The sequence below is a fragment of the Streptomyces malachitofuscus genome, assembly GCF_055571035.1.
On sequence record NZ_JBVIGA010000008.1, the window covers coordinates 174,134 to 195,754 of the forward strand.

Genomic DNA, 21,621 nt, shown 5'->3' on the forward strand with positions numbered 1-21,621 from the left:
GTCGGTGGGTGCTGGTCGGTGGCCGTTCCCAGTCTGTCAGCCCTTCTCCAGGTACTGCTCCCGCTCCTCGTCCAGCAGGGCGTCCAAGGCGGTGCGCAGGGCGGGCAGGTCCGTCAGGTCCGGGTCGGCGGCGACGATCCTGGTGGCCTCCTCCCGGGCCTCGGCGATGATCTCCTCGTCGTCGATGACGGCGAGCATGCGCAGGCTGGAGCGGGTGCCGGACTGGGCCTGGCCCAGTACGTCGCCCTCGCGGCGCTGCTCCAGGTCGATGCGGGAGAGCTCGAAGCCGTCGAGGGTGGAGGCGACGGCGTTGAGCCGCTGCCGGGCCGCGCTCGCCTCGGGCATCTCGGTGACCAGCAGACACAGTCCGGGGGCCGAGCCGCGGCCGACGCGGCCGCGCAGCTGGTGGAGCTGGGAGACGCCGAAGCGGTCGGCGTCCATGACCACCATCGCGGTGGCGTTCGGGACGTTGACGCCGACCTCGATCACGGTCGTGGCGACCAGGACGTCGGCCTCGCCGGCGGCGAAGCGGCGCATGACGGCGTCCTTGTCGTCGGGCTGCATGCGCCCGTGCAGGACCTCGACCCCGAGCCCCTGCAGCGGCCCCCGGGCGAGCTGGTCGGCGATGTCCAGGACGGCGAGCGGGGGCCGCTTCTCGGCCTCGTCCTCGGGGGACTTCTTCTTCGCCGCGCCCTTGGGTGCGTCCTCCTCGTCGCCGATGCGCGGGCAGACCACGTAGGCCTGGTGGCCGTTCGTGACCTCCTCGCGGACTCTTTCCCAGGCGCGGGCGAGGAAGTGCGGCTTGTCGGCGGCCGGTACGACATGGCTGGCGATGGGCGAGCGGCCGGCCGGGAGCTGGTCCAGGACGGAGGTCTCCAGGTCGCCGAAGACCGTCATCGCGACCGTGCGCGGGATGGGGGTGGCGGTCATGACGAGCAGGTGCGGAGGTTGTTTGCCCTTGCCGCGCAGGGCGTCGCGCTGCTCCACGCCGAAGCGGTGCTGCTCGTCGACCACGACCAGGCCCAGGTCGTGGAACTGCACCTTGTCCTCGATCAGCGCGTGCGTGCCGATGACGATGCCCGCCTCGCCGGTGGCCAGGTCGAGGAGGGCCTGACGGCGCGCCGCCGCGCCCATGGAGCCGGTGAGCAGCACCACCTTGGTGGCGTCGTCCGCTCCCCCGAGCATGCCGCCCTCGGCCAGCTCCCCCATCATCTCGGTGACCGACCGGTGGTGCTGCTGGGCGAGCACCTCGGTCGGGGCGAGCATCGCCGCCTGCCCGCCCGCGTCGACGACGGCGAGCATGGCGCGCAGGGCGACGAGGGTCTTTCCGCTGCCGACCTCGCCCTGGAGCAGGCGGTGCATGGGGTGTTCGGTGGCGAGGTCGGTGAAGATCTCCTCGGAGACCTTCCGCTGGCCCTCTGTGAGAGTGAAGGGAAGGCGGGCGTCGAAGGCGGTGAGGAGGCCGTCGGGCCTGGGACGGCGGGCGACGGCGGGCAGTTGGGCGTCGGTGTGCCGGCGGCGGGCGAGGGCGGTCTGGAGGACGAAGGCCTCGTCCCACTTGAGGCGTGCGCGGGCGTCCTCGATGTCGGCCCTGGTGTGCGGGCGGTGGATCTTCAGCAGGGCCTCGGGGAGCGGGACGAGGCCGCGGCCCGCGCGCAGGGCGTCCGGGAGCGGGTCGAGCGCCTCCTGGGCGCTGGGCAGGACCGTCTGGAGCGCCTTGCCGATCTTCCAGGACTCCATCTTGGCGGTGGCGGGGTAGATCGGGATGAGGGCTCCGGCCCAGGTCTCGACCGTCTCCTCGGCGTCTCCGCGCAGCAACTCGTAGGCGGGGTGGGCGAGTTGCAGACGGCGGTTGAAGACGGAGACCTTGCCGGCGAACATCGCCCGGGTGCCCGGCAGGAGTTCCTTGTGCGGTTTGTGGACACCGGCGCCGAAGAAGACCAGTTGCAGCCGGCCGCTGCCGTCCGTGATGGTCACCTCCAGGCGCTGGCCCTTGCCGCGCGGGGCCTTGGCGGAGGCGAACGTGTGCAGGCGGGCGTCGGCGACCTGGGCGACCACCGTGACGTGCTCGTCCATGGGCAGGTCGGCGAGGTGGGTGAGGCGGCCGCGTTCCTCGTACCGGCGCGGGTAGTGGTGGAGGAGGTCGCCGACCGTCTGCAGGCCGAGATGCTCGGCCATCACCTTCGCGGTGGCGGGGCCGAGCACCTTCTTCAGTGGTTCTTCCAGTGCGGGCACGAGATCCATTGGACACCACGGCACTGACATCGTGCGGACCGCGGACACGGACGCGTCCGGCCGGCGGGGATCATTCGACGCCGATGAGCAGCACGGCGCCCTGACCGCCGCCGTGGTAGACCACCGTGTCGACGGCGAGGTAGCCCTCGCGGACACGGTTCTCCAGGTGGGCGGCGACGGAGGCCGGGGCGCCGTCGCCGAGGACCAGGGTGACCAGTTCACCGCCGGCCGCGAGCATGCGGTCGAGGACGGCCTCGGCGGTGGCCGTGACGTCCTGGCCGATCACGGCGACGTCGCCGTCGACCAGGCCGAGGACGTCCCCGGCCTGGCAGATGCCCGCCATCGTCCAGGACTGGCGCTCGGCGACGCAGACCTCGGCGTAGCGGGTCGCCCCGGCCGCCGACGTCATCGACACCACGTCCTCGTCGAAGCGGCGCCCCGGCTCGTGCACGGCGAGCGCGGCGATGCCCTGGATCGCCGAGCGGGTCGGGATGAGGGCCACCCTGATGCCCTCGGCCCGGACCTGCTCGGCCGCCGCCGCGGCGGTGTGGCGCAGGTCCGAGTCGTTCGGCAGCAGCACCACCTCGCGCGCGTGCGCCCGCCGTACGGCCTCGACGAGCTCGCCGCTGGCGGGCGGCTCCCCGGGGCGGGCGAGCACGGTGGTCGCGCCCGCCCCGGTGTACAGCCCCGCCAGGCCTTCGCCCGGCACCACGGCCACGACGGCCCGCTCGGCACGTTCCCCCTGGGCTCGCTCGGCCGCCGTCGTACGGGCGTCCCCGGCGCCGAAGTGGGTGATCCGGATCCGGTACGGCCGGCCGGCCTCGACCCCCGCCTCCACGGCGGCGCCGGCGTCGTCGACATGCACATGGACGTTCCACAGCCCGTCGCCGCCGACCACGACGAGCGAGTCACCCAGTCCGTCGAGCCGTTCCCTCAGCCGTGCCACGGCCGCGTCCTCGGCCTCCAGCAGGTAGATCACTTCGAAGCAAGGCCCTTCGGACCCGGGTGCCGGCGTGGCGTCCGCGCACCCGGGCGCGGCTCGTGACGTGCTGTCGCGGGCCTCCGCGCGCCTGTGCGGGTCACGCGGCGACTCCCCGGTGAACGTCGCCACCAGGGCCGACAGCACCGCCACCAGCCCTCTGCCGCCGGCGTCCACCACCCCCGCGCGACGGAGGACGGGCAGCCGGTCCGGTGTCTCGGCGAGCGCCGCGCGGGCGCCGTCGTGGGCCGCCCGGGCCACCGCCGCGCAGTCGCCGTCCGCGGCTCCGGCGGCGTCCGCGGCGGCGGAGGCGACGGTGAGGACCGTGCCCTCGACGGGGTGCGCCACCGCCTGGCGCGCGGAGTCGGCCGCCCGGCGCAGGGCCAGCCGCAGCCCTTGGCCGTCAGCGTGGTCCGGGGCCTCGTCGCCGGCCAGCACCTGGGCCATGCCGCGCAGCAGCTGCGCGAGGATCGTCCCGGAGTTTCCCCGGGCGCCGATCAGCGCTCCGTGGGCCATCGCCCGGAGCGCGTCGGCCAGGGTTGGCCCGGGTCCGTGGTTGCCGCCTGCCTCATGGCCCTCGAAGACCGCCTCCACCGCCGCGGCCGCCGACTCGACGGTCAGATAGAGGTTCGTGCCGGTGTCGCCGTCCGCCACGGGATAGACGTTGATCGCGTCGATCTCCTCCCGGGCCCGTCCCAGCGCGTCGAGCGCGAGACCGCACCAGGCGCGCACCGCCAGAGCATCGAAGAATGTCTGCGGCACCTGCGCCACCTGCGCCTCCCTGAGCTGCCGACCGTGGCACGCAGCGTAGACCGTGGGGCCCTGCCCACCGGAAGAGGGCCGCGGGCGGGCCCCTGAGCTGCCGTGGTAGTTTCGTTCTACGGGTGCAGCCGTTGTATGCTGCTCCGGTTGCCCGATCCGATCGGGCCTCTCCCCTGGCAACGCCACTCAGATTCCACCAGGGCTCCTGGAGCCCGGGATCTTGATCCCGGCATGCCGGGATCAACCGTAAGTGCATCTGAAGTCTTTGGAGTGACCCGTGGCTGCCAACTGCGACGTCTGCGGCAAGGGGCCGGGCTTCGGCAACAACATCTCGCACTCGCACCGCCGTACGTCCCGTCGCTGGAACCCGAACATCCAGCGTGTGCGTACCGTGGTCGGCGGGACGCCGAAGCGCGTGAACGCCTGCACCTCGTGCATCAAGGCCGGCAAGGTCTCGCGCTGACGCTTTCGCTGAGCGCGCGGCCACAGCCGGTTTCGCCGCAACGGCCGGTCCACCCTGGGGTGGGCCGGCTTTTTGCTGTGCGCCGGGAAGTGACCGGCGTTGGTGCGGGGCGGGGGGTGGTGCGCAGCCCGGCGCCGGCGGGGTGCCTCCCCCACTCTCGGCTTCGCTCGAGCGGGAGGTACCCCCATCGCCCACCCGTGCCGCCCCAGCGGCACGACTGCCCGCGGGAACGGCCGGATACGCGGGAGACGCGGGACGCGGGAGACGCGGGGCCTACCGCAGGTTCCAGGCGTGGTCGACCGGGCCTATGCCTGCGCCCAGGGGGAAGCCGGCGGAAATCGCGCCGGTGACGTACGTCTTGGCCGCCTTCACCGCTTCCGGGACCGGGTGGCCCTTCGCCAGGTGCGCGGCGATCGCCGACGCCAGTGTGCAGCCCGTGCCGTGGGTGTGGCGGTTGTCGTGCCTCGGAGCCCGCAGCCAGTGCTCCTCGGACCCGTCGGTGAGCAGGTCCACCGCGTCACCGGACAGATGGCCGCCCTTGATCACCACCCAGCGCGGCCCGAACTCCAGCATCGCCTCGGCCGCCCGGCGCAGATCACGTTCCGAGCCGACCCGGACGCCGGTGAGTTGCCCCACCTCGTCCAGGTTCGGTGTGGCCACGGTGGCCACGGGCAGCAGCCTGGTCCGTACGGAGTCCAGCGCGGAGGCCGCCAGCAGCGGGTCCCCGTGCTTGGAGACGCCCACCGGGTCGACGACCGCCGGCGCGTCCGTACCGGCGATCAACTCGGCCACCGTATCGACGAGTTCGGCGGAGGACAGCATGCCGGTCTTGACCGCCCGCACCCCGATGTCGTCGACCACGCTGCGGTACTGGGACCGCACCGCCTCCACCGGCAGCTCCCAGGCGCCCTGCACGCCCAGTGAGTTCTGCGCGGTCACCGCGGTGAGCACGCTCATGCCGTGCACACCGAGCGCGAGCATCGTCTTCAGGTCGGCCTGGATGCCGGCGCCGCCGCCCGAGTCGGAGCCGGCCACGGTGAGGACCCCGGGCGGGGCGGTGCGGGCGCTCATGACTCGATGTCCGCGAAGTGGTCCCAGCCGCCCTGGCTGGTCCAGGGCGCCCCGTCGACCGTCACCTGGGGCAGCGCCGACGGGTTGAGCACCTCGCCGATCACCTTCCAGCGGGCCGGCAGCTTCACGTCCGGCGGGAAGGTCGCCACGATCGCGTGGTCCTCTCCCCCGGTCAGCACCCACTGCATGGGGTCGACGCCGACGGCCTGGCCGATGTCGTTCATCTGCGAGGGGATGTCGACGGCGGCGGAGCGGATGTCGATGCGCACCTTGCTGGCCTCGGCGATGTGCCCGAGGTCGGCGATCAGTCCGTCGCTCACGTCGCACATCGCGGTGGCGCCGAGCCCGGCGGCGGCAGGCCCCGCGTGGTACGGCGGTTCGGGGCGCCGGTGCGCCTCGACGAAGGCGCGCGGCGAGCGGAACCCGCGGGAGAGCACCGCGTGTCCGGCCGCGGACCAGCCCAGCCAGCCGGTCACCGCGACGAGGTCGCCCGGCTGCGCTCCGCCGCGGGTGACGGGCTCCTGGTTGCGCAGATCACCGAGCGCGGTGATCGACACCATGATCTGGTCGCCGCGTACGACATCGCCGCCTACGACCGCGGCGCCGGCCACCTGGCACTCGTCCCGCAGGCCGTCCATCAGCTCGCTCGGCCAGGTCACCGGCAGTTCCGCCGGGACGACGAGGCCGAGCAGCAGCGCGGTCGGCACGGCGCCCATGGCGGCGATGTCCGCCAGGTTCTGCGCGGCGGCCTTGCGGCCGACGTCGTAGGCCGTGGACCAGTCGCGCCGGAAGTGCCGGCCCTCCAGCAGGATGTCGGTGCTGGCCACGACCCTGCGGTCGGGCGCGGAGACCACCGCGGCGTCGTCGCCGGGGCCGACCCGGACCGCCGGAGTGGTGGTGAGACGGGAGGTGAGCTCCCTGATGAGCCCGAACTCACCGAGCTCACCAACAGTGCCCTTCATTGCCCTTTCGCCCCTTCTCTCCCTGTGCATGCCCGGTCGCGGGTCGTCCGAGTCCTCGCTACGGTCGATATGACCGTCAACTTCTCTCGTGCCTGTACCTCGGCGCGCAAGGCCCGGTTCCCGCAGGTCTCCCCGCGACGTGCGCCAACGCGATACCGTGGCGTTCCTTTTCCCCACATGATCCTCGTGGCCGCCCTGGAGGTTCCGTGGTACAGGCGTACATCCTGATCCAGACGGAGGTCGGCAAAGCGTCGACCGTCGCCGAGCTGATCGGCAAGATCCCTGGAGTCATCCAGGCCGAGGACGTGACCGGACCGTACGACGTGATCGTGCGCGCCCAGGCCGACACCGTCGACGGCCTGGGCCGCATGGTGGTGGCCAAGGTCCAGCAGGTGGACGGCATCACCCGCACCCTGACCTGCCCGGTCGTCCATCTGTAGCCCCCCGTCCCGTCTCCCCTGCGCCGGTGAAGTCCTTCCGCCACCGGCACCCCGTGCTCCGCGCTCGCGGTGCTGATCGCCGCGGGCCGCTCCTCAGCAGACGACAGCGCGTCCGCGGCGGTTCCCGGCCCGGACGCGAAGGTCACCGAGCTGTGTCAGAACCCGGACAGGGTCCTGTCGGCGAAGTGAACGGTGAAAGTCGCGACGGTCCCGAAGCCTCGTCGGAACCGGCCGCGGGCCGGGGCGGCGTGGCGATCATACTGCGGTGCCGGTCCGGCGCCTTCCGGAAGACCGCCGGGGGCTTCATGGCCGGCGGCCGCCGCGCGAGAAGGCGATCCCCGAGGGGATCGCCTTCCGGTGCTGCCGGGGTGGTGGCGCGGCTCAGCGCAGCCCGGTCGACCGGCGCAGCGCCGCCTGCACCAGCCGGTCCACCAGCTCGGGGTAGCCGACACCGGTGGCCTGCCACATCTGCGGGTACATCGAGATGGGGGTGAAGCCGGGCATGGTATTGATCTCGTTGATGACGAACTCGCCGTCCTCGGTGAGGAAGAAGTCCGCGCGCACGAGCCCTTCGCAGGACGCCGCGTCGAACGCCTCGACCGCGAGCCGGCGCACCTCGGCCGTCTCCTCGTCGGTCAGCGGCGCCGGCACGATGCCGGGGGTGGAGTCGATGTACTTGGCCTCGAAGTCGTAGTACGCGTGCGTGTCGGGCGGCGGGATCTCGGCGGGCAGCGACGCGCGCGGGCCGTCCTCGAACTCCAGCACGCCGCACTCGATCTCGCGGCCGCGCAGCGCCGCCTCCACGAGGAACTTCGGGTCGTGGCGCCGGGCCTCGGCGATCGCCTCGTCCAGGCCGGAGAGGTCGTCGACCTTGGTGATGCCGATCGACGAGCCCGCCCGCGCGGGCTTCACGAACAGCGGCCAGCCGTGCTCCCCGGCGAAGTCGACGATCCTCTTGCGGGAGGCGGACTCGTCACGCTCCCACTCGCGCGGCCGGATCACCAGATACGGGCCGACCTTGAGCCCGAAGGAGGTGAACACCCGCTTCATGTACTCCTTGTCCTGGCCGACGGCCGAGGCGAGCACACCGGAGCCGACATAGGGGACGCCGGAGAGTTCCAGGAGGCCCTGCAGGGTGCCGTCCTCGCCGTAGGGGCCGTGCAGCACCGGGAAGACCACGTCGACCTCGCCCAGGGCCTTGGGAACCGAACCGGGCTCGCTGTAGACGACTTCGCGGTCGGCGGGGTCGACGGGGAGCACCACACCGCCCTCCGTCGACTCGGCGAGCTCGTCGACGCTGGGCGTACGGCGGTCGGTGATCGCCATGCGTTCCGGCTCGTCGGCGGTGAGCGCCCAGCGGCCGTCCTGCGTGATGCCGATCGGCAGGACGTCGTACGTGCTCCGGTCGATGGCCTTGAGGACGGCGCCGGCCGTGACCACGGAGATCCCGTGCTCGGAGCTGCGCCCGCCGAACACAACGGCCACACGCGGCTTGCGGGACGGCTGCTCGGGGCTCTGGGGGAGGTTCTCGGTGCTCATATCGCGATGAGAGTACCCGTTGCCGGAGCCGGGAGTCAGCGCCCGCAACGCCGCGCGTGAGCCGAACGGAGGGGGCTGTCGCTCAGCGTCGTTCGGGCTTCGCGCTGCGCGACATCAGCTCCTTGAGGGCGACCACCGGGGGCTTGCCCTCGTGCACGATTCCGACGACCGTCTCGGTGAGCGGCATGTCGACGCCGTGCCTGCGGGCGAGGTCCAGCACCGATTCGCAGGACTTGACGCCCTCCGCGGTCTGCTTGGTGACCGCGATGGTCTCCTGCAGGGTCAGGCCCTTGCCGAGGTTGGTGCCGAAGGTGTGGTTGCGGGAGAGCGGCGAGGAGCAGGTGGCCACCAGGTCGCCCAGGCCCGCGAGTCCGGAGAAGGTCAGCGGGTCGGCGCCGAGCGCGACACCGAGCCGGGTGGTCTCGGCGAGGCCGCGGGTGATGAGCGAACCCTTGGTGTTGTCGCCGAGCCCCATGCCGTCCGCGATGCCGACGGCCAGCCCGATCACGTTCTTCACGGCGCCGCCCAGCTCGCAGCCGATGACGTCGGTGTTGGTGTACGGGCGGAAGTACGGGGTGTGGCAGGCGGTCTGGAGCCGCCGGGCGACGTCCTCGTCGGTGCAGGCGACCACGGAGGCGGCCGGCATGCGGGCGGCGATCTCCCGGGCCAGGTTGGGGCCGGTGACCACGGCGATCCGCTCGCGGCCGACCTTGGCGACGTCGTCGATCACCTCGCTCATCCGCATCGCGGAGCCGAGTTCCACACCCTTCATCAGGGACACCAGGACCGTGCGGGGCGCGAGCAGGTCCTTCCACTCGGCGAGATTGCCGCGCAGCGTCTGCGAGGGGATCGCGAGGACGGTGAAGTCGGCGCCGCGGGCCGCCTCGGCGGCGTCGGAGGTGGCCCGCAGGTTCTCGGGGAGTTCGACCCCGGGCAGGTAGTCGGGGTTGGTGCGGGTGGAGTTGACGGCTTCGGCGAGTTCGGGGCGCCGCCCCCACAGCACGACGTCGCAGCCCGCGTCGGCGAGGACCATGCCGAAGGCCGTCCCCCACGATCCGGTGCCGAAGACGGCCGCCTTGACCGGCTTGCTCACGTGCCCAGCCCCTCTTCCCGTGCCGTGGGCCTGCCGCCCCGCGTCCGGTCCTGCCGCCGCTGCCTCTGCGTATGTGTCCTGTGGCGCTGTTCGATCCGCTCCCGGCGCGGGTCGTAGGGCGTCTCGGGGGCCTTCTCGCCGCGGATCCGCTCGAGCTGGACGGTGATGGCCGCCATGATGGCCTCGGTCGCCTCCTTGAGCAGTTCGGGGGTCATCTCCCGGTCGTAGAAGCGGTCGAGGTCCACCGGTGGCCCGGCCAGCACCCGACTGGTCTTGCGCGGCAGCAGGCTGGGCTTCTTCGCGTAGGGCGGCAGGAGCTCGTTGGCACCCCACTGGGCCACCGGGATCACGGGGCACCTGGTCTCCAGCGCGACGCGGGCGGCGCCGGTCTTGCCGGTCATGGGCCAGCCGTCCGGGTCGCGGGTGAGGGTGCCCTCGGGGTAGAAGGCGACGCATTCACCGCGCTTCACGGCGTCGATCGCGGCGCGGAAGGCGCTGAGCGCGTCGGTGCTCTCGCGGTAGACGGGGATCTGTCCGGTGCCGCGCATCGCGGCACCGACGAATCCCTTGTTGAAAAGCCCGCTCTTCGCCAGGAATCGCGGAACACGTCCGGTGTTGTACTGAAAGTGCGCGTAGGCGAAGGGATCGATGTGCGAATTGTGGTTCACCACGGTGATAAATCCACCCTCGGCCGGAATGTTCTCCATTCCGCGCCAGTCCCGCTTGAGCAGAACCACCAGCGGCGGTTTGCAGAGAACCGCGGCGAAGCGGTACCAGAAGCCGATTCTGCGGCGCGGCACAAGTACACCTTCCTCTTCCGAAAGACAGGCCCGGGCCCGGGCCCGGAGGCCAGGCGGGCCGCACAAGTGTCGCCCCGGGCCGCCGGTCTGTCGAGAACACCGTACGCCGCCCGTCTCCCGCCACCGCCCTCCAAGGAGCTTCGCCCCCCTCCCCCCGGCTCCCGCGCCGCCCGGTGCTCCGGGGGACAATGGCCGCGACAAGAGAGGGACACAACACTCGTGCAGTGGACCTTGGTGGTACCCCTGAAGCCGCTGGCCGAGGCCAAGAGCAGGCTGTCGGACACGGCCGGTGACGGCTTGCGGCCGGGTCTCGCGCTCGCCTTCGCGCAGGACACGGTGGCCGCCGCGCTGGAATGCCCGGCGGTAGGGGATGTGGTGGTCGTCACGAATGACGCCCTGGCCGCCCGTGAGCTGGCGGCGTTGGGCGCGGGAGTCGTCCCCGACCGGCCGCGCGGGGGTCTGAACGCGGCGCTCGCGCATGCCGCGGCGGCGGTGGGCCTCGCGCGGCGCGCGGCGTCCGTGGCAGCCCTCAACGCGGATCTGCCGGCCCTGCGACCGGCGGAACTCGCCCACGTTCTCGATGCCGCGGCGGAATTCCCGCGCGCGTTCCTCGCCGATGCGGCCGCGGTGGGTACGACATTGCTGGCGGCGAGCCGGGGCGGAGAATTGCGTCCCCTCTTCGGCCCCGGGTCCCGGCTCCGGCACCGGGCGTCCGGCGCGGTGGAACTCGGCCTGGACGCGGTGGATTCCGTACGGCAGGACGTGGACACCGGGGAGGACCTGCGGGCGGCCCTGGCGCTGGGCGTCGGCCCCCGCACGGCCGCGGTCGCCGCGCGGTTGCTGATATCGGAGCAGTAGGCTGCCGACATGCAGGCCACCGCATACACCTACGACGCCGACAGCCGCAGCGGTCAGGTGCTTCTGGACGACGGCACCCCGGTGCCCTTCGACGCCCCGGCGTTCGACGCGGGGGGCCTGAGGCTGCTGCGTCCGGGACAGCGGGTGCGCATCGAGACCGAGGGCGAGGGCGAGGCCCGGAGGATCACGCTGGTGACGCTCCAGACGTTCTGACCGCACCGGCCGCCGGCCCTCCCGGACACACCGCGGGCCGGGCTCCTGGTGGAGTCCGGCCCGGCGCGTGAGAACCGCTTGCCCGAGGGGCGGGGGCGTCCGCTACTTCTTGCGGGCGGTGGTCTTCTTGGCGGTCGTCTTGCGCGCGGTCGACTTCTTGGCGGGGGCCTTCTTGGCCGTCGCCTTCTTCGCGGGGGCCTTCTTGGCGGTCGTCTTCTTCGCGGCGGTGGTCTTGGCCGTCGCCGCGGTCTTGGCGGGCGCCTTCTTGGCCGTGGTCTTCTTGGCGGCCGTCTTGGTGGTGGCCTTCTTCGCGGTGGTCTTCTTGGCGGCCGCCTTCTTCGCGGTGGCGGCCTTCTTCGCCGTGGTCTTCTTCGCGGCGGCCTTCTTCACCGTCGCCGAGGCACCGCCGGTGAGGCTGCCCTTGGGCGCCTTCTTGACCGAGACCTCACCACCGCGCGGCAGCTTCTTCGAACCGCTCACCAGGTCCTTGAAGCCCTGACCCGCGCGGAAGCGCGGAACGGAGGTCTTCTTGACCCGAACCCGCTCGCCCGTCTGGGGGTTGCGGGCGTAGCGGGCGGGGCGGTCGACCTTCTCGAACGAACCGAAGCCGGTGACCGAGACCCGCTCACCCGCCACGACCGCGCGGACGATGGCGTCCAGTACGTGGTCGACGGCGTCGGCGGCCTGCTGGCGGCCGCCCACCTTGTCGGCAATCGCTTCTACGAGCTGCGCCTTGTTCACGTCTTCCCCTTCGGAGACATCGCCAGAACGAATGTGTTCAAGCTTTTTCGCACGTTAGGCAGATATATACCGCAAATCAAACACGAAACGGGCTAATCACCCTTGTGCCGCAACGAACTCGACTGTCTTGACTGGTTCAGCGTTCCTCTTCGGGGAATCGACCCGCGTCGAGGTCCGTGTTGAACCGCTCCAGACGCCTTGCCGCACCGGCGAGATCGTGCTTGGCCGCGGCCGTAATGACCAGCAGCTTCCGGGTCAGCGCCATCCGTACGCCCTCCGGGACTTGCAGTGCGCGCACCCTTGCATGCGCTTCTTTGAGCCGGCCCGCGACCACCGCATAGAGCTCGAGTTGGCCGTCGCGTTCCATGCACAGATTGTGCCATCTGGGGCGAGTTGTCGCCTGCCCAGGGGGCAACTGCCGCCTCGGACGGCCGTCCGTGCTCACGCGGGGATCACGCGCACGTGACACGTGTACCCCGGCAACCACCTTCTTAACGTGGCAAGTTGAGAACCCTCAAGACGGCGCGCGGGGCCGAACGGGTGCAGACACGGCCGTACCCCCGATCGGGCCGATCGGGGGTACGGGAGGGGTGACGCGGTGGCCGAAAGTCGACCTCTCGCGAGGACTTCGGCCGGGGGACGGATCAGGCCGTGAGCGTCCTCGGCTTGAACGACGGGCGCTTCGCCTCGTACGCGGCGATGTCCGCCTCGTTCTGCAGCGTGATGGAGATGTCGTCGAGCCCGTTCAGCAGCCGCCAGCGGGAGTTCTCGTCGAGCTCGAAGGAGGCGGTGACGCCCTCGCCGCGCACCTCGCGGGCCTCCAGGTCGACGGTGATCTCGGCGGTGGGGTCGGCTTCGGTGAGCTCCCACAGCGCGTCGACGATCTTCTGGTCGAGGACCACGGTCAGCAGCCCGTTCTTCAGCGAGTTGCCGCGGAAGATGTCGGCGAAACGGGAGGAGATCACGGCCTTGAAGCCGTAGTTCTGCAGCGCCCAGACGGCGTGCTCACGGGAGGAGCCGGTGCCGAAGTCGGGGCCGGCGACCAGCACCGTGGCACCCTCGCGCTCGGGCCGGTTGAGCACGAACTCCGGGTCCTTGCGCCAGGCCTCGAACAGCCCGTCCTCGAACCCGTCCCGGGTCACCTTCTTGAGCCAGTGGGCGGGGATGATCTGGTCGGTGTCGACGTTGCTGCGGCGCAGCGGGACGGCCCGGCCGGTGTGGGTGGTGAATGCTTCCATGACTGATCAGACTCCAGCGGGCGTGCGGTCGTCGGCGGCGGCGAGGTCGGCCGGGGAGGCCAGGTGGCCGAGGACCGCGGTGGCCGCGGCGACCTGCGGGGACACCAGGTGGGTACGGCCGCCCTTGCCCTGCCGGCCCTCGAAGTTGCGGTTGGAGGTGGAGGCGGAGCGCTCCCCGGGGGCGAGCTGGTCCGGGTTCATGCCCAGGCACATCGAGCAGCCCGCGTGCCGCCACTCGGCGCCGGCCTCCTTGAAGACCACGTCCAGACCCTCGGAGACGGCCTGCAGACCCACCCGCGCCGAGCCGGGGACGACCAGCATCCGTACGCCGTCGGCGACTTTGCGGCCCTTGACGATGTCCGCCGCGGCGCGCAGGTCCTCGATGCGGCCGTTGGTGCAGGAACCTACGAAGACGGTGTCCACGTGGATCGAGCGCAGCGCCTGGCCGGCCTCCAACCCCATGTATTCCAGGGCCTTTTCGGCGGCGAGCCGCTCCGAGGCGTCCTCGTACGAAGCCGGGTCGGGGACGGACGCCGAAAGCGGAGCGCCCTGGCCGGGATTGGTGCCCCAGGTGACGAACGGCGACAGCTCGGAAGCCTCGATGACGACCTCGGCGTCGAACTCGGCGTCCTCGTCGGACTTCAGCGTCTTCCAGTAGGCGACGGCCGCGTCCCAGTCCTCGCCCTCGGGAGCGTGCGGACGGCCCCGCAGGTAGGCGAAGGTCGTCTCGTCGGGGGCGATCATGCCCGCGCGGGCGCCGGCCTCGATCGACATGTTGCAGATGGTCATCCGGGCCTCCATCGAGAGCTTCTCGATGGCCTCGCCGCGGTACTCCAGGACGTAGCCCTGGCCGCCGCCGGTGCCGATCTTCGCGATGATCGCCAGGATCAGGTCCTTGGCCGTGACGCCGTCGGGCAGTTCGCCGTTGACCGTGATCGCCATGGTCCTGGGGCGGGCCATCGGCAGCGTCTGGGTGGCCAGGACGTGCTCGACCTGGGAGGTGCCGATGCCGAACGCCAGTCCGCCGAAGGCGCCGTGCGTGGAGGTGTGCGAGTCACCGCAGACGACGGTCATGCCCGGCTGGGTCAGACCCAGCTGCGGGCCGACGACGTGGACGACGCCCTGCTCGACGTCGCCCAGCGGGTGCAGCCGGACGCCGAACTCCGCGCAGTTCTTGCGGAGGGTCTCCAACTGGACCCGGGAGACCGGGTCGGCGATCGGCTTGTCGATGTCGAGGGTGGGGGTGTTGTGGTCCTCGGTGGCGATGGTGAGGTCGAGGCGGCGCACCCGGCGGCCGTTCTTGCGGAGGCCGTCGAAGGCCTGCGGGCTGGTCACCTCGTGCAGCAGGTGCAGATCGATGAAGAGGAGGTCGGGCTCGCCCTCGGCGCGCCGGACGACGTGGTCGTCCCAGACCTTCTCCGCGAGTGTCCTACCCATCGCTTTCCCTCCGGCCGGCAAGTGGTGCGCCGGCCCAACTAGATCTGTGGGGAGGCGGCGCCCGCACCCCTGATACCGGGCGTCCGCCGCCAGGCCCGGTGGTCCACGGGCCGCGTTGCTTCCGTGCTTCAAGAGTGGCGGGTTCCACGGAAAATTGAACTTGCGTTTCACAGAGTGAGACGCAAGTATCGTTGCATGGACAACAGTAGCGGCGTCGGCGTTCTGGACAAGGCGGCACTCGTCCTGAGCGCTCTGGAGTCCGGCCCGGCCACCCTCGCGGGGTTGGTCGGGGCCACCGGACTGGCACGACCCACGGCCCACCGCCTGGCCGTGGCGCTGGAACACCACCGCATGGTGGCGCGCGACATGCAGGGCCGTTTCATTCTCGGTCCGCGTCTGGCCGAACTGGCCGCGGCGGCGGGCGAGGACCGGCTGCTCGCCACGGCGGGCCCGGTGCTGACCCACCTCCGCGATGTGACCGGCGAGAGCGCCCAGCTCTACCGCCGCCAGGGCGACATGCGCATCTGTGTCGCCGCCGCGGAGCGGCTGTCGGGTCTGCGGGACACGGTGCCGGTGGGCTCCACACTCACGATGAAGGCCGGCTCCTCGGCGCAGATCCTGATGGCCTGGGAGGAGCCCGAGCGGCTGCACCGCGGCCTGCAGGGCGCCCGCTTCACGGCGACGGCCCTGTCGGGCGTACGGCGCCGGGGCTGGGCCCAGTCGATCGGCGAGCGCGAGCCGGGCGTGGCGTCCGTCTCGGCGCCGGTGCGCGGCCCCTCCAACCGCGTGGTGGCCGCCGTCTCGGTCTCCGGGCCGATCGAGCGTCTGACCCGCCACCCGGGCCGGATGCACGCCCAGGCCGTCATCGACGCCGCCGCACGTCTCTCCGAGGCGCTGCGCCGCTCCTGAAAGTCCCCCCGTCCATGGGGAACGGGTCCGCCTCAACGCCGCGGCGGACCGTCCCCCGCCTCACGCGCCGTCGGCCCCCGCCGACGGCGCCGCCTTTTCCGGCCGGTACGCGAACCTGTCCCTGGCGCGCCGGCCGCGCTTCTCCAGCGGTACCCGCCCGTGCGCGGCCGCGAGTCCGAAGGCCGGCATGTCGGCGTAGATCGACTCGTAGTGGCCCTGCGGCACCACGTAGGTCTCGTGCCACAGCCCCACGTGTCCGCGCACCTTGCCCTCCCGCTCCTTGCGGTTGATGAACGCCCACGCGCTGTGGTGGACCGTGTCCGGCGCGTGCGCGTAGGCGTAGAGCTTCTCCTTGGACTCCCAGTACTGGACGACGTAGTACGTCCGCGGCGAGGCCGTGAGCAGGACGTGCCCGAGGAGTCCGCGCTCCGGCCGCCTGCCCAGTTCGCGCAGCATGCGGGGCATGGAGACGAGGACGGGAAGCCAGTGGTGCACCGCCCAGAAGCGGTTGATCCGCATGCCGATCAGCAGGACGACGACGTCCCCCTCGGCCGCCGCGGTCGTGCGCTCGGCGATGGCGAACCTGCGCGACATCAGACGTTCCCCCGATCCGTAGGGTGGGCGGGCGGTGTTCCCTGAGCAACGCTTGGATAGTCCCGCTATCCCAGGAAGGGCGCAAGAGGTGCGGCTGGCCGAACTGAGCGAACGCAGCGGTGTGTCGATCGCGACGATCAAGTACTACCTGCGCGAAGGACTGTTGTCCCCAGGCCGCCGGGTCAACGCGACCACGGCCGAGTACGACGAGGAGCATCTGCGCCGGCTGCGCCTGGTGCGCGCCCTGATCCAGGTCGGCGGGGTCCCCGTGGCGACGGCGCGCGAGGTGCTGGGGCACGTCGACGACGACTCGCTGGGCCGCACTATCCGGCTGGGCGCGGCGCTGTGGGCGCTGCCGCAGACTCCCGAGCCGGACGAGGGCGATCCCGCCGTCGCGGCGGCCCGCACGGAGGTGGACCGGCTGCTGGAGTCCTTGGGCTGGGAGACCGCCCGGGAGCTCGCTCCGCTCTCCCCCGTGTACCGCTCGCTGGTGGTGGCGGTGGCCTCGCTGCACCGGCTCGGCTACCGATGGGACGCCGAACTGATGGCTCCCTACGGGGAGCTGATGCACCAGGTGGCGCGCAGACAGCTCGACTTCATGGAGACGCACGACTCACCGACGGAGCAGGTGGAGCTGGCGGTGGCGTCCGCGGTGCTCTTCGAACCGGTGCTGCGGGCGCTGCACCGGCTGGCGCAGGAGGAGGAGGCCGCACGGCGGTACGGGATCGAGTGAGCGGTGCGTGCGACGGGACGGCGAAGGCCCCCTCACCGGAGTGAGGGGGCCTTCATCGGTTGTACCCCCGACCGGATTCGAACCGGCGCTACCGCCTTGAGAGGGCGGCGTGCTAGGCCGCTACACAACGGGGGCGTGGATCATGCGTTTCCGCAGATCCTGCTGGTCTACCTGGACTCGAACCAAGACTAACTGAACCAGAATCAGTCGTGCTGCCAATTACACCATAGACCAATGATGGTTTAGACCAGTCAGTACCCCCGACCGGATTCGAACCGGCGCTACCGCCTTGAGAGGGCGGCGTGCTAGGCCGCTACACAACGGGGGCCCTAGCGATCCTGCGTCGACGACGGCGGGAGCTACCCTGACCATCCTCGCGGGAAGGATCTGTACCCCCGACCGGATTCGAACCGGCGCTACTGCCTTGAGAGGGCAGCGTGCTAGGCCGCTACACAACGGGGGCTTGCGGATGTGATCCGCGGGTGCAGATGAGCTCTGCGAGCTGGCCTACCTGGACTCGAACCAAGACTAACTGAACCAGAATCAGTCGTGCTGCCAATTACACCATAGGCCACTGGAACGCAAGCCCCTGAGGGGATCTTGTTCTAGTTCGACGCTTGGGGGTTCCGGCCTTCCGGCCCGCTCCCCGCGGCGCAGGAAGAACATTACCTGAAGGAGGACGGGGCTCCAAAACGAGTATCGGCGCGCAGCACCGAGGGGAGTTCGGCGAGCGAGGCGATACGCCGTGGCCCCTCGGGCGGTTCGACGGTCGCGCGGGCACCGCCGCGGTCGATCCACACCGACAGCAGCCCGGCGTCCGCGGCGCCCCTGCCGTCGATCTCCGGGTGGTCCCCGACGTACGCCACCTGGGCCGGGGGCAGCGCCAGCGCGTCGCAGGCGGCGAGGAACGCGCCGGCCTCGGGCTTGGAGACACCCAGTTCGGCGGCGCAGAGAATGGCCTCGAAGCGGTCGTGCACGCCGAGCAGGCGCAGCTTGCGGTCCTGGACGTGCAGGCTGGAGTTGGAGAGCACCGCGTGGCGGTGGCTGGCGGCGAGCGCGTCGAGGACCGGCAGCACGTCCGGGAAGAGGCTCCAGGCGGACTCGTAGTGCGTGACGTACCGCCGGAACCACTCGTCCGCCTCGGCGTCGGTCATCTCGCGCCCCAGGAAGACCCGGGTGCGGTCGCGCCGCTGGGTCTCGAAGTCCACCTCGCCCGCGGCGAAGCGCGCCCACTGCAGCTCGGTGACCTCCCGCCAGCGGGTCAGCGCCTCCTCCACGGAGGGGTACCCGGCGAGCAGCCCCTCGGCCGCCAGGTGGGCCCGCATGCCCTCACGGTCGGCGGAGGTGTAGTCGAAGAGGGTGTCGTCCACGTCCCAGACAACGGCTCGGATCGCCATGTCACCGACCGTACCCAAAGACGGCAGGGGGGGGGGGGGGGGGGGGGGGGGGGGGGGGGGGGGGGGGGGGGGGGGGGGGGGGGGGGGGGGGGGGGGGGGGGGGGGGGGGGGGGGGGGGGGGGGGGGGGGGGGGGGGGGGGGGGGAGGGGGGTTTTCCCCCCCCCCCCCCCCCCCCCCCGCCCCCCCCCCCCCCCCCCCCCCCACAAAAAAACCAGAACGCCCCCCCCCCCCCCCCCCCCCCCCCCCCGCCCCTGGACATCGGTGAACCTACGCGGCGAGCTTCTCCAGCGCCGCGTCGATCCTGGCCAGCGTCTTCTCCTTGCCCAGGACCTCCAGGGACTCGAAGAGCGGCAGGCCGACCGTGCGGCCGGTGACGGCGACGCGGACCGGGGCCTGGGCCTTGCCGAGCTTGAGGCCGTGGGCCTCGCCGGCGGCCAGGACGGCCTCCTTCAGCGACTCGGGGGACGTCCAGTCGGCGGCCTCGAGCTTCTCCCGCGCGGTGCGCAGCAGGGCGTCGGAGCCCTCCTTCATCGCCTTGTTCCAGGAGGCCTCGTCGGAGACCGGCTCCGGCAGGAACAGGAAGTCGACGTTGTCCGTGATCTCGGAGAGGACCTTCAGGCGGGTCTGCGCGTGCGGGGCGACGGCCTGCCACTTGGCCTCGTCGAAGTCCTCCGGGGCCCAGGGGGCGAACGGGGCCTTGAGCCAGGGTGCGCAGCGCTCGGTGAAGTCCTTCACATCGAGCATGCGGATGTGGTCGCCGTTGATCGCCTCGCACTTCTTCAGGTCGAAGCGGGCCGGGTTCGGCTGCACGTCGGCGACGTCGAAGGCGGCCACCATCTCGTCGATCGAGAAGACGTCCTGGTCGGCCGAGAGCGACCAGCCGAGCAGGGAGAGGTAGTTGAGCAGGCCCTCGGGCAGGAAGCCGCGCTCGCGGTAGAGGTTGAGCGAGGACTGCGGATCGCGCTTGGAGAGCTTCTTGTTGCCCTCGCCCATGACGTACGGCAGGTGGCCGAAGGCCGGGGTCTCCTTGGCGATACCCAGCTCGGTCAGCGCCTTGTACAGGGCGATCTGGCGGGGCGTGGAGGAGAGCAGGTCCTCGCCGCGCAGGACGTGGGTGATCTCCATCAGGGCGTCGTCGACCGGGTTGACCAGCGTGTACAGCGGGGCGCCGTTGGCGCGGACGATGCCGTAGTCCGGGACGTTCTCCGGGGTGAAGGTGAGCTCGCCGCGGACCAGGTCGGTGAAGGTGATCGTCTCGTCGGGCATCCGGAAGCGGACGATCGGCTCGCGGCCCTGGGCCTTGTACTCCTCGACCCGGGCCTCGCTCAGCTCGCGGCAGTGGCCGTCGTAGCCGGAGGGCTTTCCGGCGGCGCGGGCGGCCTCGCGGCGGGTGTCGAGCTCCTCCTGGGAGCAGTAGCAGTGGTAGGCGTGGCCGGCGTCCAGGAGCTTGCGGGCGACGTCCCGGTAGATGTCCATGCGCTGCGACTGCCGGTACGGGGCGTGCGGGCCGCCGATCTCGGGGCCCTCGTCCCAGTCGAAGCCGAGCCAGCGCATCGAGTCGAGGAGCTGGGCGTAGGACTCCTCGGAGTCGCGGGCCGCGTCGGTGTCCTCGATGCGGAAGACGAGGGTGCCCTGGTGGTGCTTGGCGAACGCCCAGTTGAACAGGGCGGTGCGGACCAGGCCCACATGGGGGTTACCGGTGGGCGACGGGCAGAAACGGACGCGTACGGGAGAGCCGGGTGCGCTAGCCACGCTTGACAACCTTGTTGGTGAGAGTGCCGATGCCTTCGATGGTGACGGCGACCTCGTCGCCGACGTTGAGGGGGCCGACCCCAGCGGGGGTGCCCGTGAGGACGACGTCGCCCGGGAGCAGCGTCATGGCCTCGGAGATGTTGACGATCAGATCCTCGATGGGGTGGATCATCTCGCTGGTGCGGCCGAGCTGGCGCTGGGCGCCGTTGACCGTGAGCTGGACGGTCAGGTCGTTCGCGGCGGCGAGGTCCAGATCCGTCTCCACCCAGGGGCCGAGCGGGCAGGAGGTGTCGAAGCCCTTGGCACGGGCCCACTGCTTCTCGCGCTTCTGGACGTCGCGCGCGGTGATGTCGTTGGCGCAGGTGTAGCCGAAGATGACGTCCTTGACGCGGTCGCGCGGGACCTCGCGGCACATCCGTCCGATGACCACGGCCAGCTCGGCCTCGTGGTGCACCTCCTGCGAGAAGGAGGGGTACTGGATGTCGTCGCCCGGGCCGATCACAGAAGTGGCGGGCTTGAAGAAGGCGAAGGGGGCCTCGGGCACCTCGTTGCCCATTTCCTTCGCGTGGTCGGCGTAGTTGCGGCCGAAGGCGACCACCTTGTTGGGGAGCACCGGGGGCAGCAGCCTGACCTTGCTCAGCGGGACCTTGGTGCCGGAGAGCTCGAAGTCCGCGAACGGGATGCCCTTGATGATGTCGAGGACGAGTTCGTCCTGCTTCTCACCCTCGACCGCGCCGAAGGCGACGTTCCCGTCGATGGAGAATCTGGCGATGCGCACGGGATGCTTGTCCCCTTGACCGATGGGCTGGAGTCTGACGCTCCAGGCTAACGCGGAGGTGTCCCCGCCTCGCGCAACAAACGAGGGGCGCCCCCGTCGGTGCGGGGGAGCCCCTCGTTCACCGCGCGGCGGCCTTGAGCATTTCGCGGCCGGTGCGCGTATGGATCGTTGTCAGCTCGCGGCGCCGGCCGCGACCGGGATCTCCATGAGGACGGTGCGCTTGGGATTGGCAGTCTGGGCCGGGAGTTCGACGGGGTGTTCCTGCTGGACCGGCGTCTGCAGATCATCGGCGCCGTCGAGGTGCGCCAGCGTCGTACGCCGGGGGTTGGCGATCTTGTGGAACATCGTCGTCGTCTTCACTGTTTACTTGACCCTGTCCTGTTCACGGGCACCCGGAGGGGTTTCAGGACCCCGGCGCGGGCGCGGCTTGTCGGTTTGCCCATCCCTGTAAAGCGTCAGGCTAAACATGCAATTCCCTGCCGACCGGGCCCGAAGGCCACGATCCCGGTGTGAGTTTGCTCACGAGTCAGAGGACATAGCGGCCAATCCGGACCCGCCCTGCGGGCGGCGGAATCGGACATTCCCCCCTTGAAGCCACCATTCCGCTCCTGATCATGTCGACTGGGA

General features: G+C 71.3%; 22 protein-coding genes and 5 tRNA genes. 6 read left to right on the forward strand and 21 right to left on the reverse strand.

Annotated elements, in window-relative coordinates:
- Window positions 1-36: 36 nt before the first annotated feature.
- Window positions 37-2,244: an ATP-dependent DNA helicase RecG gene (gene recG / locus ACZ44S_RS14290; RefSeq protein ID WP_466928380.1), complete on the reverse strand. Its 2,208-nt coding sequence runs from the start codon at window positions 2,242-2,244 to the stop codon at window positions 37-39.
- 61 nt (window positions 2,245-2,305) lie between these two features.
- Window positions 2,306-3,985: a DAK2 domain-containing protein gene (locus ACZ44S_RS14295; RefSeq protein WP_466928382.1), complete on the reverse strand. Its 1,680-nt coding sequence runs from the start codon at window positions 3,983-3,985 to the stop codon at window positions 2,306-2,308.
- Window positions 3,986-4,253: 268 nt separating this feature from the next.
- On the opposite strand from ACZ44S_RS14295, the gene rpmB reads away from it, so the two are divergent.
- Complete coding sequence (gene rpmB / locus ACZ44S_RS14300) at window positions 4,254-4,439, forward strand: 50S ribosomal protein L28 (RefSeq protein WP_003993230.1); 186 nt, start codon at window positions 4,254-4,256, stop codon at window positions 4,437-4,439.
- 273 nt (window positions 4,440-4,712) lie between these two features.
- On the opposite strand, the gene thiD is transcribed toward rpmB, so the two are convergent.
- Window positions 4,713-5,510, reverse strand: coding sequence for a bifunctional hydroxymethylpyrimidine kinase/phosphomethylpyrimidine kinase (thiD, locus tag ACZ44S_RS14305; protein ID WP_466928385.1), 798 nt, complete (start codon window positions 5,508-5,510; stop codon window positions 4,713-4,715).
- Window positions 5,507-6,472 carry a thiamine-phosphate kinase gene (locus tag ACZ44S_RS14310; protein ID WP_466928387.1) on the reverse strand — a complete coding sequence of 322 codons (966 nt, stop codon included), beginning with the start codon at window positions 6,470-6,472 and terminating at the stop codon, window positions 5,507-5,509. The genes thiD and ACZ44S_RS14310 overlap by 4 nt, the downstream gene beginning before the upstream one ends.
- A gap of 206 nt (window positions 6,473-6,678) precedes the next feature.
- On the opposite strand from ACZ44S_RS14310, the gene ACZ44S_RS14315 reads away from it, so the two are divergent.
- The gene (locus tag ACZ44S_RS14315) at window positions 6,679-6,912 is read left to right on the forward strand and encodes an Lrp/AsnC family transcriptional regulator (protein WP_103543226.1); all 234 of its coding nucleotides are present in this window, start codon (window positions 6,679-6,681) and stop codon (window positions 6,910-6,912) included.
- A gap of 381 nt (window positions 6,913-7,293) precedes the next feature.
- Here the strand turns inward: ACZ44S_RS14315 and ACZ44S_RS14320 are convergent, their stop codons facing one another.
- The 3 genes from ACZ44S_RS14320 to ACZ44S_RS14330 form a co-directional block, all read right to left on the reverse strand.
- Window positions 7,294-8,451 (reverse strand): D-alanine--D-alanine ligase family protein, encoded by a 1,158-nt coding sequence (locus ACZ44S_RS14320; RefSeq protein ID WP_466928390.1) that lies wholly within the window; start codon window positions 8,449-8,451, stop codon window positions 7,294-7,296.
- A gap of 82 nt (window positions 8,452-8,533) precedes the next feature.
- On the reverse strand, window positions 8,534-9,544 hold the full coding sequence (locus tag ACZ44S_RS14325; RefSeq protein WP_466928392.1) for an NAD(P)H-dependent glycerol-3-phosphate dehydrogenase: 1,011 nt from the start codon (window positions 9,542-9,544) through the stop codon (window positions 8,534-8,536).
- Window positions 9,541-10,344, reverse strand: coding sequence for a lysophospholipid acyltransferase family protein (locus ACZ44S_RS14330; protein WP_466928394.1), 804 nt, complete (start codon window positions 10,342-10,344; stop codon window positions 9,541-9,543). The genes ACZ44S_RS14325 and ACZ44S_RS14330 overlap by 4 nt, the downstream gene beginning before the upstream one ends.
- Window positions 10,345-10,563: 219 nt before the next feature.
- Here ACZ44S_RS14330 and cofC point away from each other — a divergent pair, with 219 nt between their 5' ends.
- Both cofC and ACZ44S_RS14340 read left to right on the forward strand, forming a co-directional pair.
- The gene (gene cofC / locus ACZ44S_RS14335) at window positions 10,564-11,202 is read left to right on the forward strand and encodes a 2-phospho-L-lactate guanylyltransferase (protein ID WP_466928396.1); all 639 of its coding nucleotides are present in this window, start codon (window positions 10,564-10,566) and stop codon (window positions 11,200-11,202) included.
- Between the two features lie 9 nt (window positions 11,203-11,211).
- The gene (locus tag ACZ44S_RS14340) at window positions 11,212-11,415 is read left to right on the forward strand and encodes a hypothetical protein (protein ID WP_466928398.1); all 204 of its coding nucleotides are present in this window, start codon (window positions 11,212-11,214) and stop codon (window positions 11,413-11,415) included.
- A 102-nt stretch (window positions 11,416-11,517) separates the two neighbouring features.
- Here the strand turns inward: ACZ44S_RS14340 and ACZ44S_RS14345 are convergent, their stop codons facing one another.
- The 4 genes from ACZ44S_RS14345 to leuC form a co-directional block, all read right to left on the reverse strand.
- Window positions 11,518-12,156, reverse strand: coding sequence for an HU family DNA-binding protein (locus ACZ44S_RS14345; protein WP_190165580.1), 639 nt, complete (start codon window positions 12,154-12,156; stop codon window positions 11,518-11,520).
- Between the two features lie 136 nt (window positions 12,157-12,292).
- Window positions 12,293-12,523: an SCO5555 family protein gene (locus ACZ44S_RS14350; RefSeq protein ID WP_190165581.1), complete on the reverse strand. Its 231-nt coding sequence runs from the start codon at window positions 12,521-12,523 to the stop codon at window positions 12,293-12,295.
- 277 nt (window positions 12,524-12,800) lie between these two features.
- Complete coding sequence (gene leuD, locus ACZ44S_RS14355; protein ID WP_466928401.1) at window positions 12,801-13,394, reverse strand: 3-isopropylmalate dehydratase small subunit; 594 nt, start codon at window positions 13,392-13,394, stop codon at window positions 12,801-12,803.
- 6 nt (window positions 13,395-13,400) lie between these two features.
- The gene (gene leuC / locus ACZ44S_RS14360) at window positions 13,401-14,831 is read right to left on the reverse strand and encodes a 3-isopropylmalate dehydratase large subunit (RefSeq protein ID WP_466928404.1); all 1,431 of its coding nucleotides are present in this window, start codon (window positions 14,829-14,831) and stop codon (window positions 13,401-13,403) included.
- Window positions 14,832-15,026: 195 nt separating this feature from the next.
- Here leuC and ndgR point away from each other — a divergent pair, with 195 nt between their 5' ends.
- Window positions 15,027-15,740 (forward strand): IclR family transcriptional regulator NdgR, encoded by a 714-nt coding sequence (ndgR, locus tag ACZ44S_RS14365; protein ID WP_006130487.1) that lies wholly within the window; start codon window positions 15,027-15,029, stop codon window positions 15,738-15,740.
- A 60-nt stretch (window positions 15,741-15,800) separates the two neighbouring features.
- Here the strand turns inward: ndgR and ACZ44S_RS14370 are convergent, their stop codons facing one another.
- Window positions 15,801-16,334: a DUF4188 domain-containing protein gene (locus ACZ44S_RS14370; protein ID WP_466928406.1), complete on the reverse strand. Its 534-nt coding sequence runs from the start codon at window positions 16,332-16,334 to the stop codon at window positions 15,801-15,803.
- 88 nt (window positions 16,335-16,422) lie between these two features.
- On the opposite strand from ACZ44S_RS14370, the gene ACZ44S_RS14375 reads away from it, so the two are divergent.
- Window positions 16,423-17,067 carry a MerR family transcriptional regulator gene (locus ACZ44S_RS14375; protein WP_466928407.1) on the forward strand — a complete coding sequence of 215 codons (645 nt, stop codon included), beginning with the start codon at window positions 16,423-16,425 and terminating at the stop codon, window positions 17,065-17,067.
- Window positions 17,068-17,129: 62 nt separating this feature from the next.
- On the opposite strand, the gene ACZ44S_RS14380 is transcribed toward ACZ44S_RS14375, so the two are convergent.
- From ACZ44S_RS14380 to ACZ44S_RS14420, 9 genes are all read right to left on the reverse strand, one after another.
- Window positions 17,130-17,202: transfer RNA gene (locus ACZ44S_RS14380), tRNA-Glu, on the reverse strand.
- Window positions 17,203-17,229: 27 nt separating this feature from the next.
- A tRNA-Gln gene (locus tag ACZ44S_RS14385) sits at window positions 17,230-17,301 on the reverse strand.
- Window positions 17,302-17,322: 21 nt separating this feature from the next.
- Window positions 17,323-17,395: transfer RNA gene (locus ACZ44S_RS14390), tRNA-Glu, on the reverse strand.
- A 62-nt stretch (window positions 17,396-17,457) separates the two neighbouring features.
- Window positions 17,458-17,530: transfer RNA gene (locus ACZ44S_RS14395), tRNA-Glu, on the reverse strand.
- A 39-nt stretch (window positions 17,531-17,569) separates the two neighbouring features.
- Window positions 17,570-17,641: transfer RNA gene (locus ACZ44S_RS14400), tRNA-Gln, on the reverse strand.
- Between the two features lie 91 nt (window positions 17,642-17,732).
- Window positions 17,733-18,464: an HAD family hydrolase gene (locus ACZ44S_RS14405; RefSeq protein ID WP_466928409.1), complete on the reverse strand. Its 732-nt coding sequence runs from the start codon at window positions 18,462-18,464 to the stop codon at window positions 17,733-17,735.
- Window positions 18,465-18,731: 267 nt separating this feature from the next.
- Window positions 18,732-20,216 carry a glutamate--tRNA ligase gene (gene gltX / locus ACZ44S_RS14410; RefSeq protein WP_466928412.1) on the reverse strand — a complete coding sequence of 495 codons (1,485 nt, stop codon included), beginning with the start codon at window positions 20,214-20,216 and terminating at the stop codon, window positions 18,732-18,734.
- Window positions 20,209-20,994, reverse strand: coding sequence for a fumarylacetoacetate hydrolase family protein (locus ACZ44S_RS14415; RefSeq protein ID WP_466928415.1), 786 nt, complete (start codon window positions 20,992-20,994; stop codon window positions 20,209-20,211). Before ACZ44S_RS14415 ends, gltX begins: the two co-directional genes overlap by 8 nt.
- 171 nt (window positions 20,995-21,165) lie before the next feature.
- On the reverse strand, window positions 21,166-21,354 hold the full coding sequence (locus ACZ44S_RS14420) for a hypothetical protein (protein ID WP_190165699.1): 189 nt from the start codon (window positions 21,352-21,354) through the stop codon (window positions 21,166-21,168).
- Window positions 21,355-21,621: the final 267 nt, after the last annotated feature.

Bases quoted from the DNA above. Each gene is read 5' to 3' on its own strand.
- recG (WP_466928380.1), bottom strand. From the start codon at position 2,244: ATGGATCTCGTGCCCGCACTGGAAGAACCACTGAAGAAGGTGCTCGGC.
- thiD (WP_466928385.1), bottom strand. From the start codon at position 5,510: ATGAGCGCCCGCACCGCCCCGCCCGGGGTCCTCACCGTGGCCGGCTCC.
- ACZ44S_RS14310 (WP_466928387.1), bottom strand. From the start codon at position 6,472: ATGAAGGGCACTGTTGGTGAGCTCGGTGAGTTCGGGCTCATCAGGGAG.
- ACZ44S_RS14320 (WP_466928390.1), bottom strand. From the start codon at position 8,451: ATGAGCACCGAGAACCTCCCCCAGAGCCCCGAGCAGCCGTCCCGCAAG.
- ACZ44S_RS14340 (WP_466928398.1), top strand. From the start codon at position 11,212: ATGCAGGCCACCGCATACACCTACGACGCCGACAGCCGCAGCGGTCAG.
- ACZ44S_RS14350 (WP_190165581.1), bottom strand. From the start codon at position 12,523: ATGGAACGCGACGGCCAACTCGAGCTCTATGCGGTGGTCGCGGGCCGG.
- leuD (WP_466928401.1), bottom strand. From the start codon at position 13,394: ATGGAAGCATTCACCACCCACACCGGCCGGGCCGTCCCGCTGCGCCGC.
- leuC (WP_466928404.1), bottom strand. From the start codon at position 14,831: ATGGGTAGGACACTCGCGGAGAAGGTCTGGGACGACCACGTCGTCCGG.
- ndgR (WP_006130487.1), top strand. From the start codon at position 15,027: ATGGACAACAGTAGCGGCGTCGGCGTTCTGGACAAGGCGGCACTCGTC.
- ACZ44S_RS14370 (WP_466928406.1), bottom strand. From the start codon at position 16,334: ATGTCGCGCAGGTTCGCCATCGCCGAGCGCACGACCGCGGCGGCCGAG.
- ACZ44S_RS14405 (WP_466928409.1), bottom strand. From the start codon at position 18,464: ATGGCGATCCGAGCCGTTGTCTGGGACGTGGACGACACCCTCTTCGAC.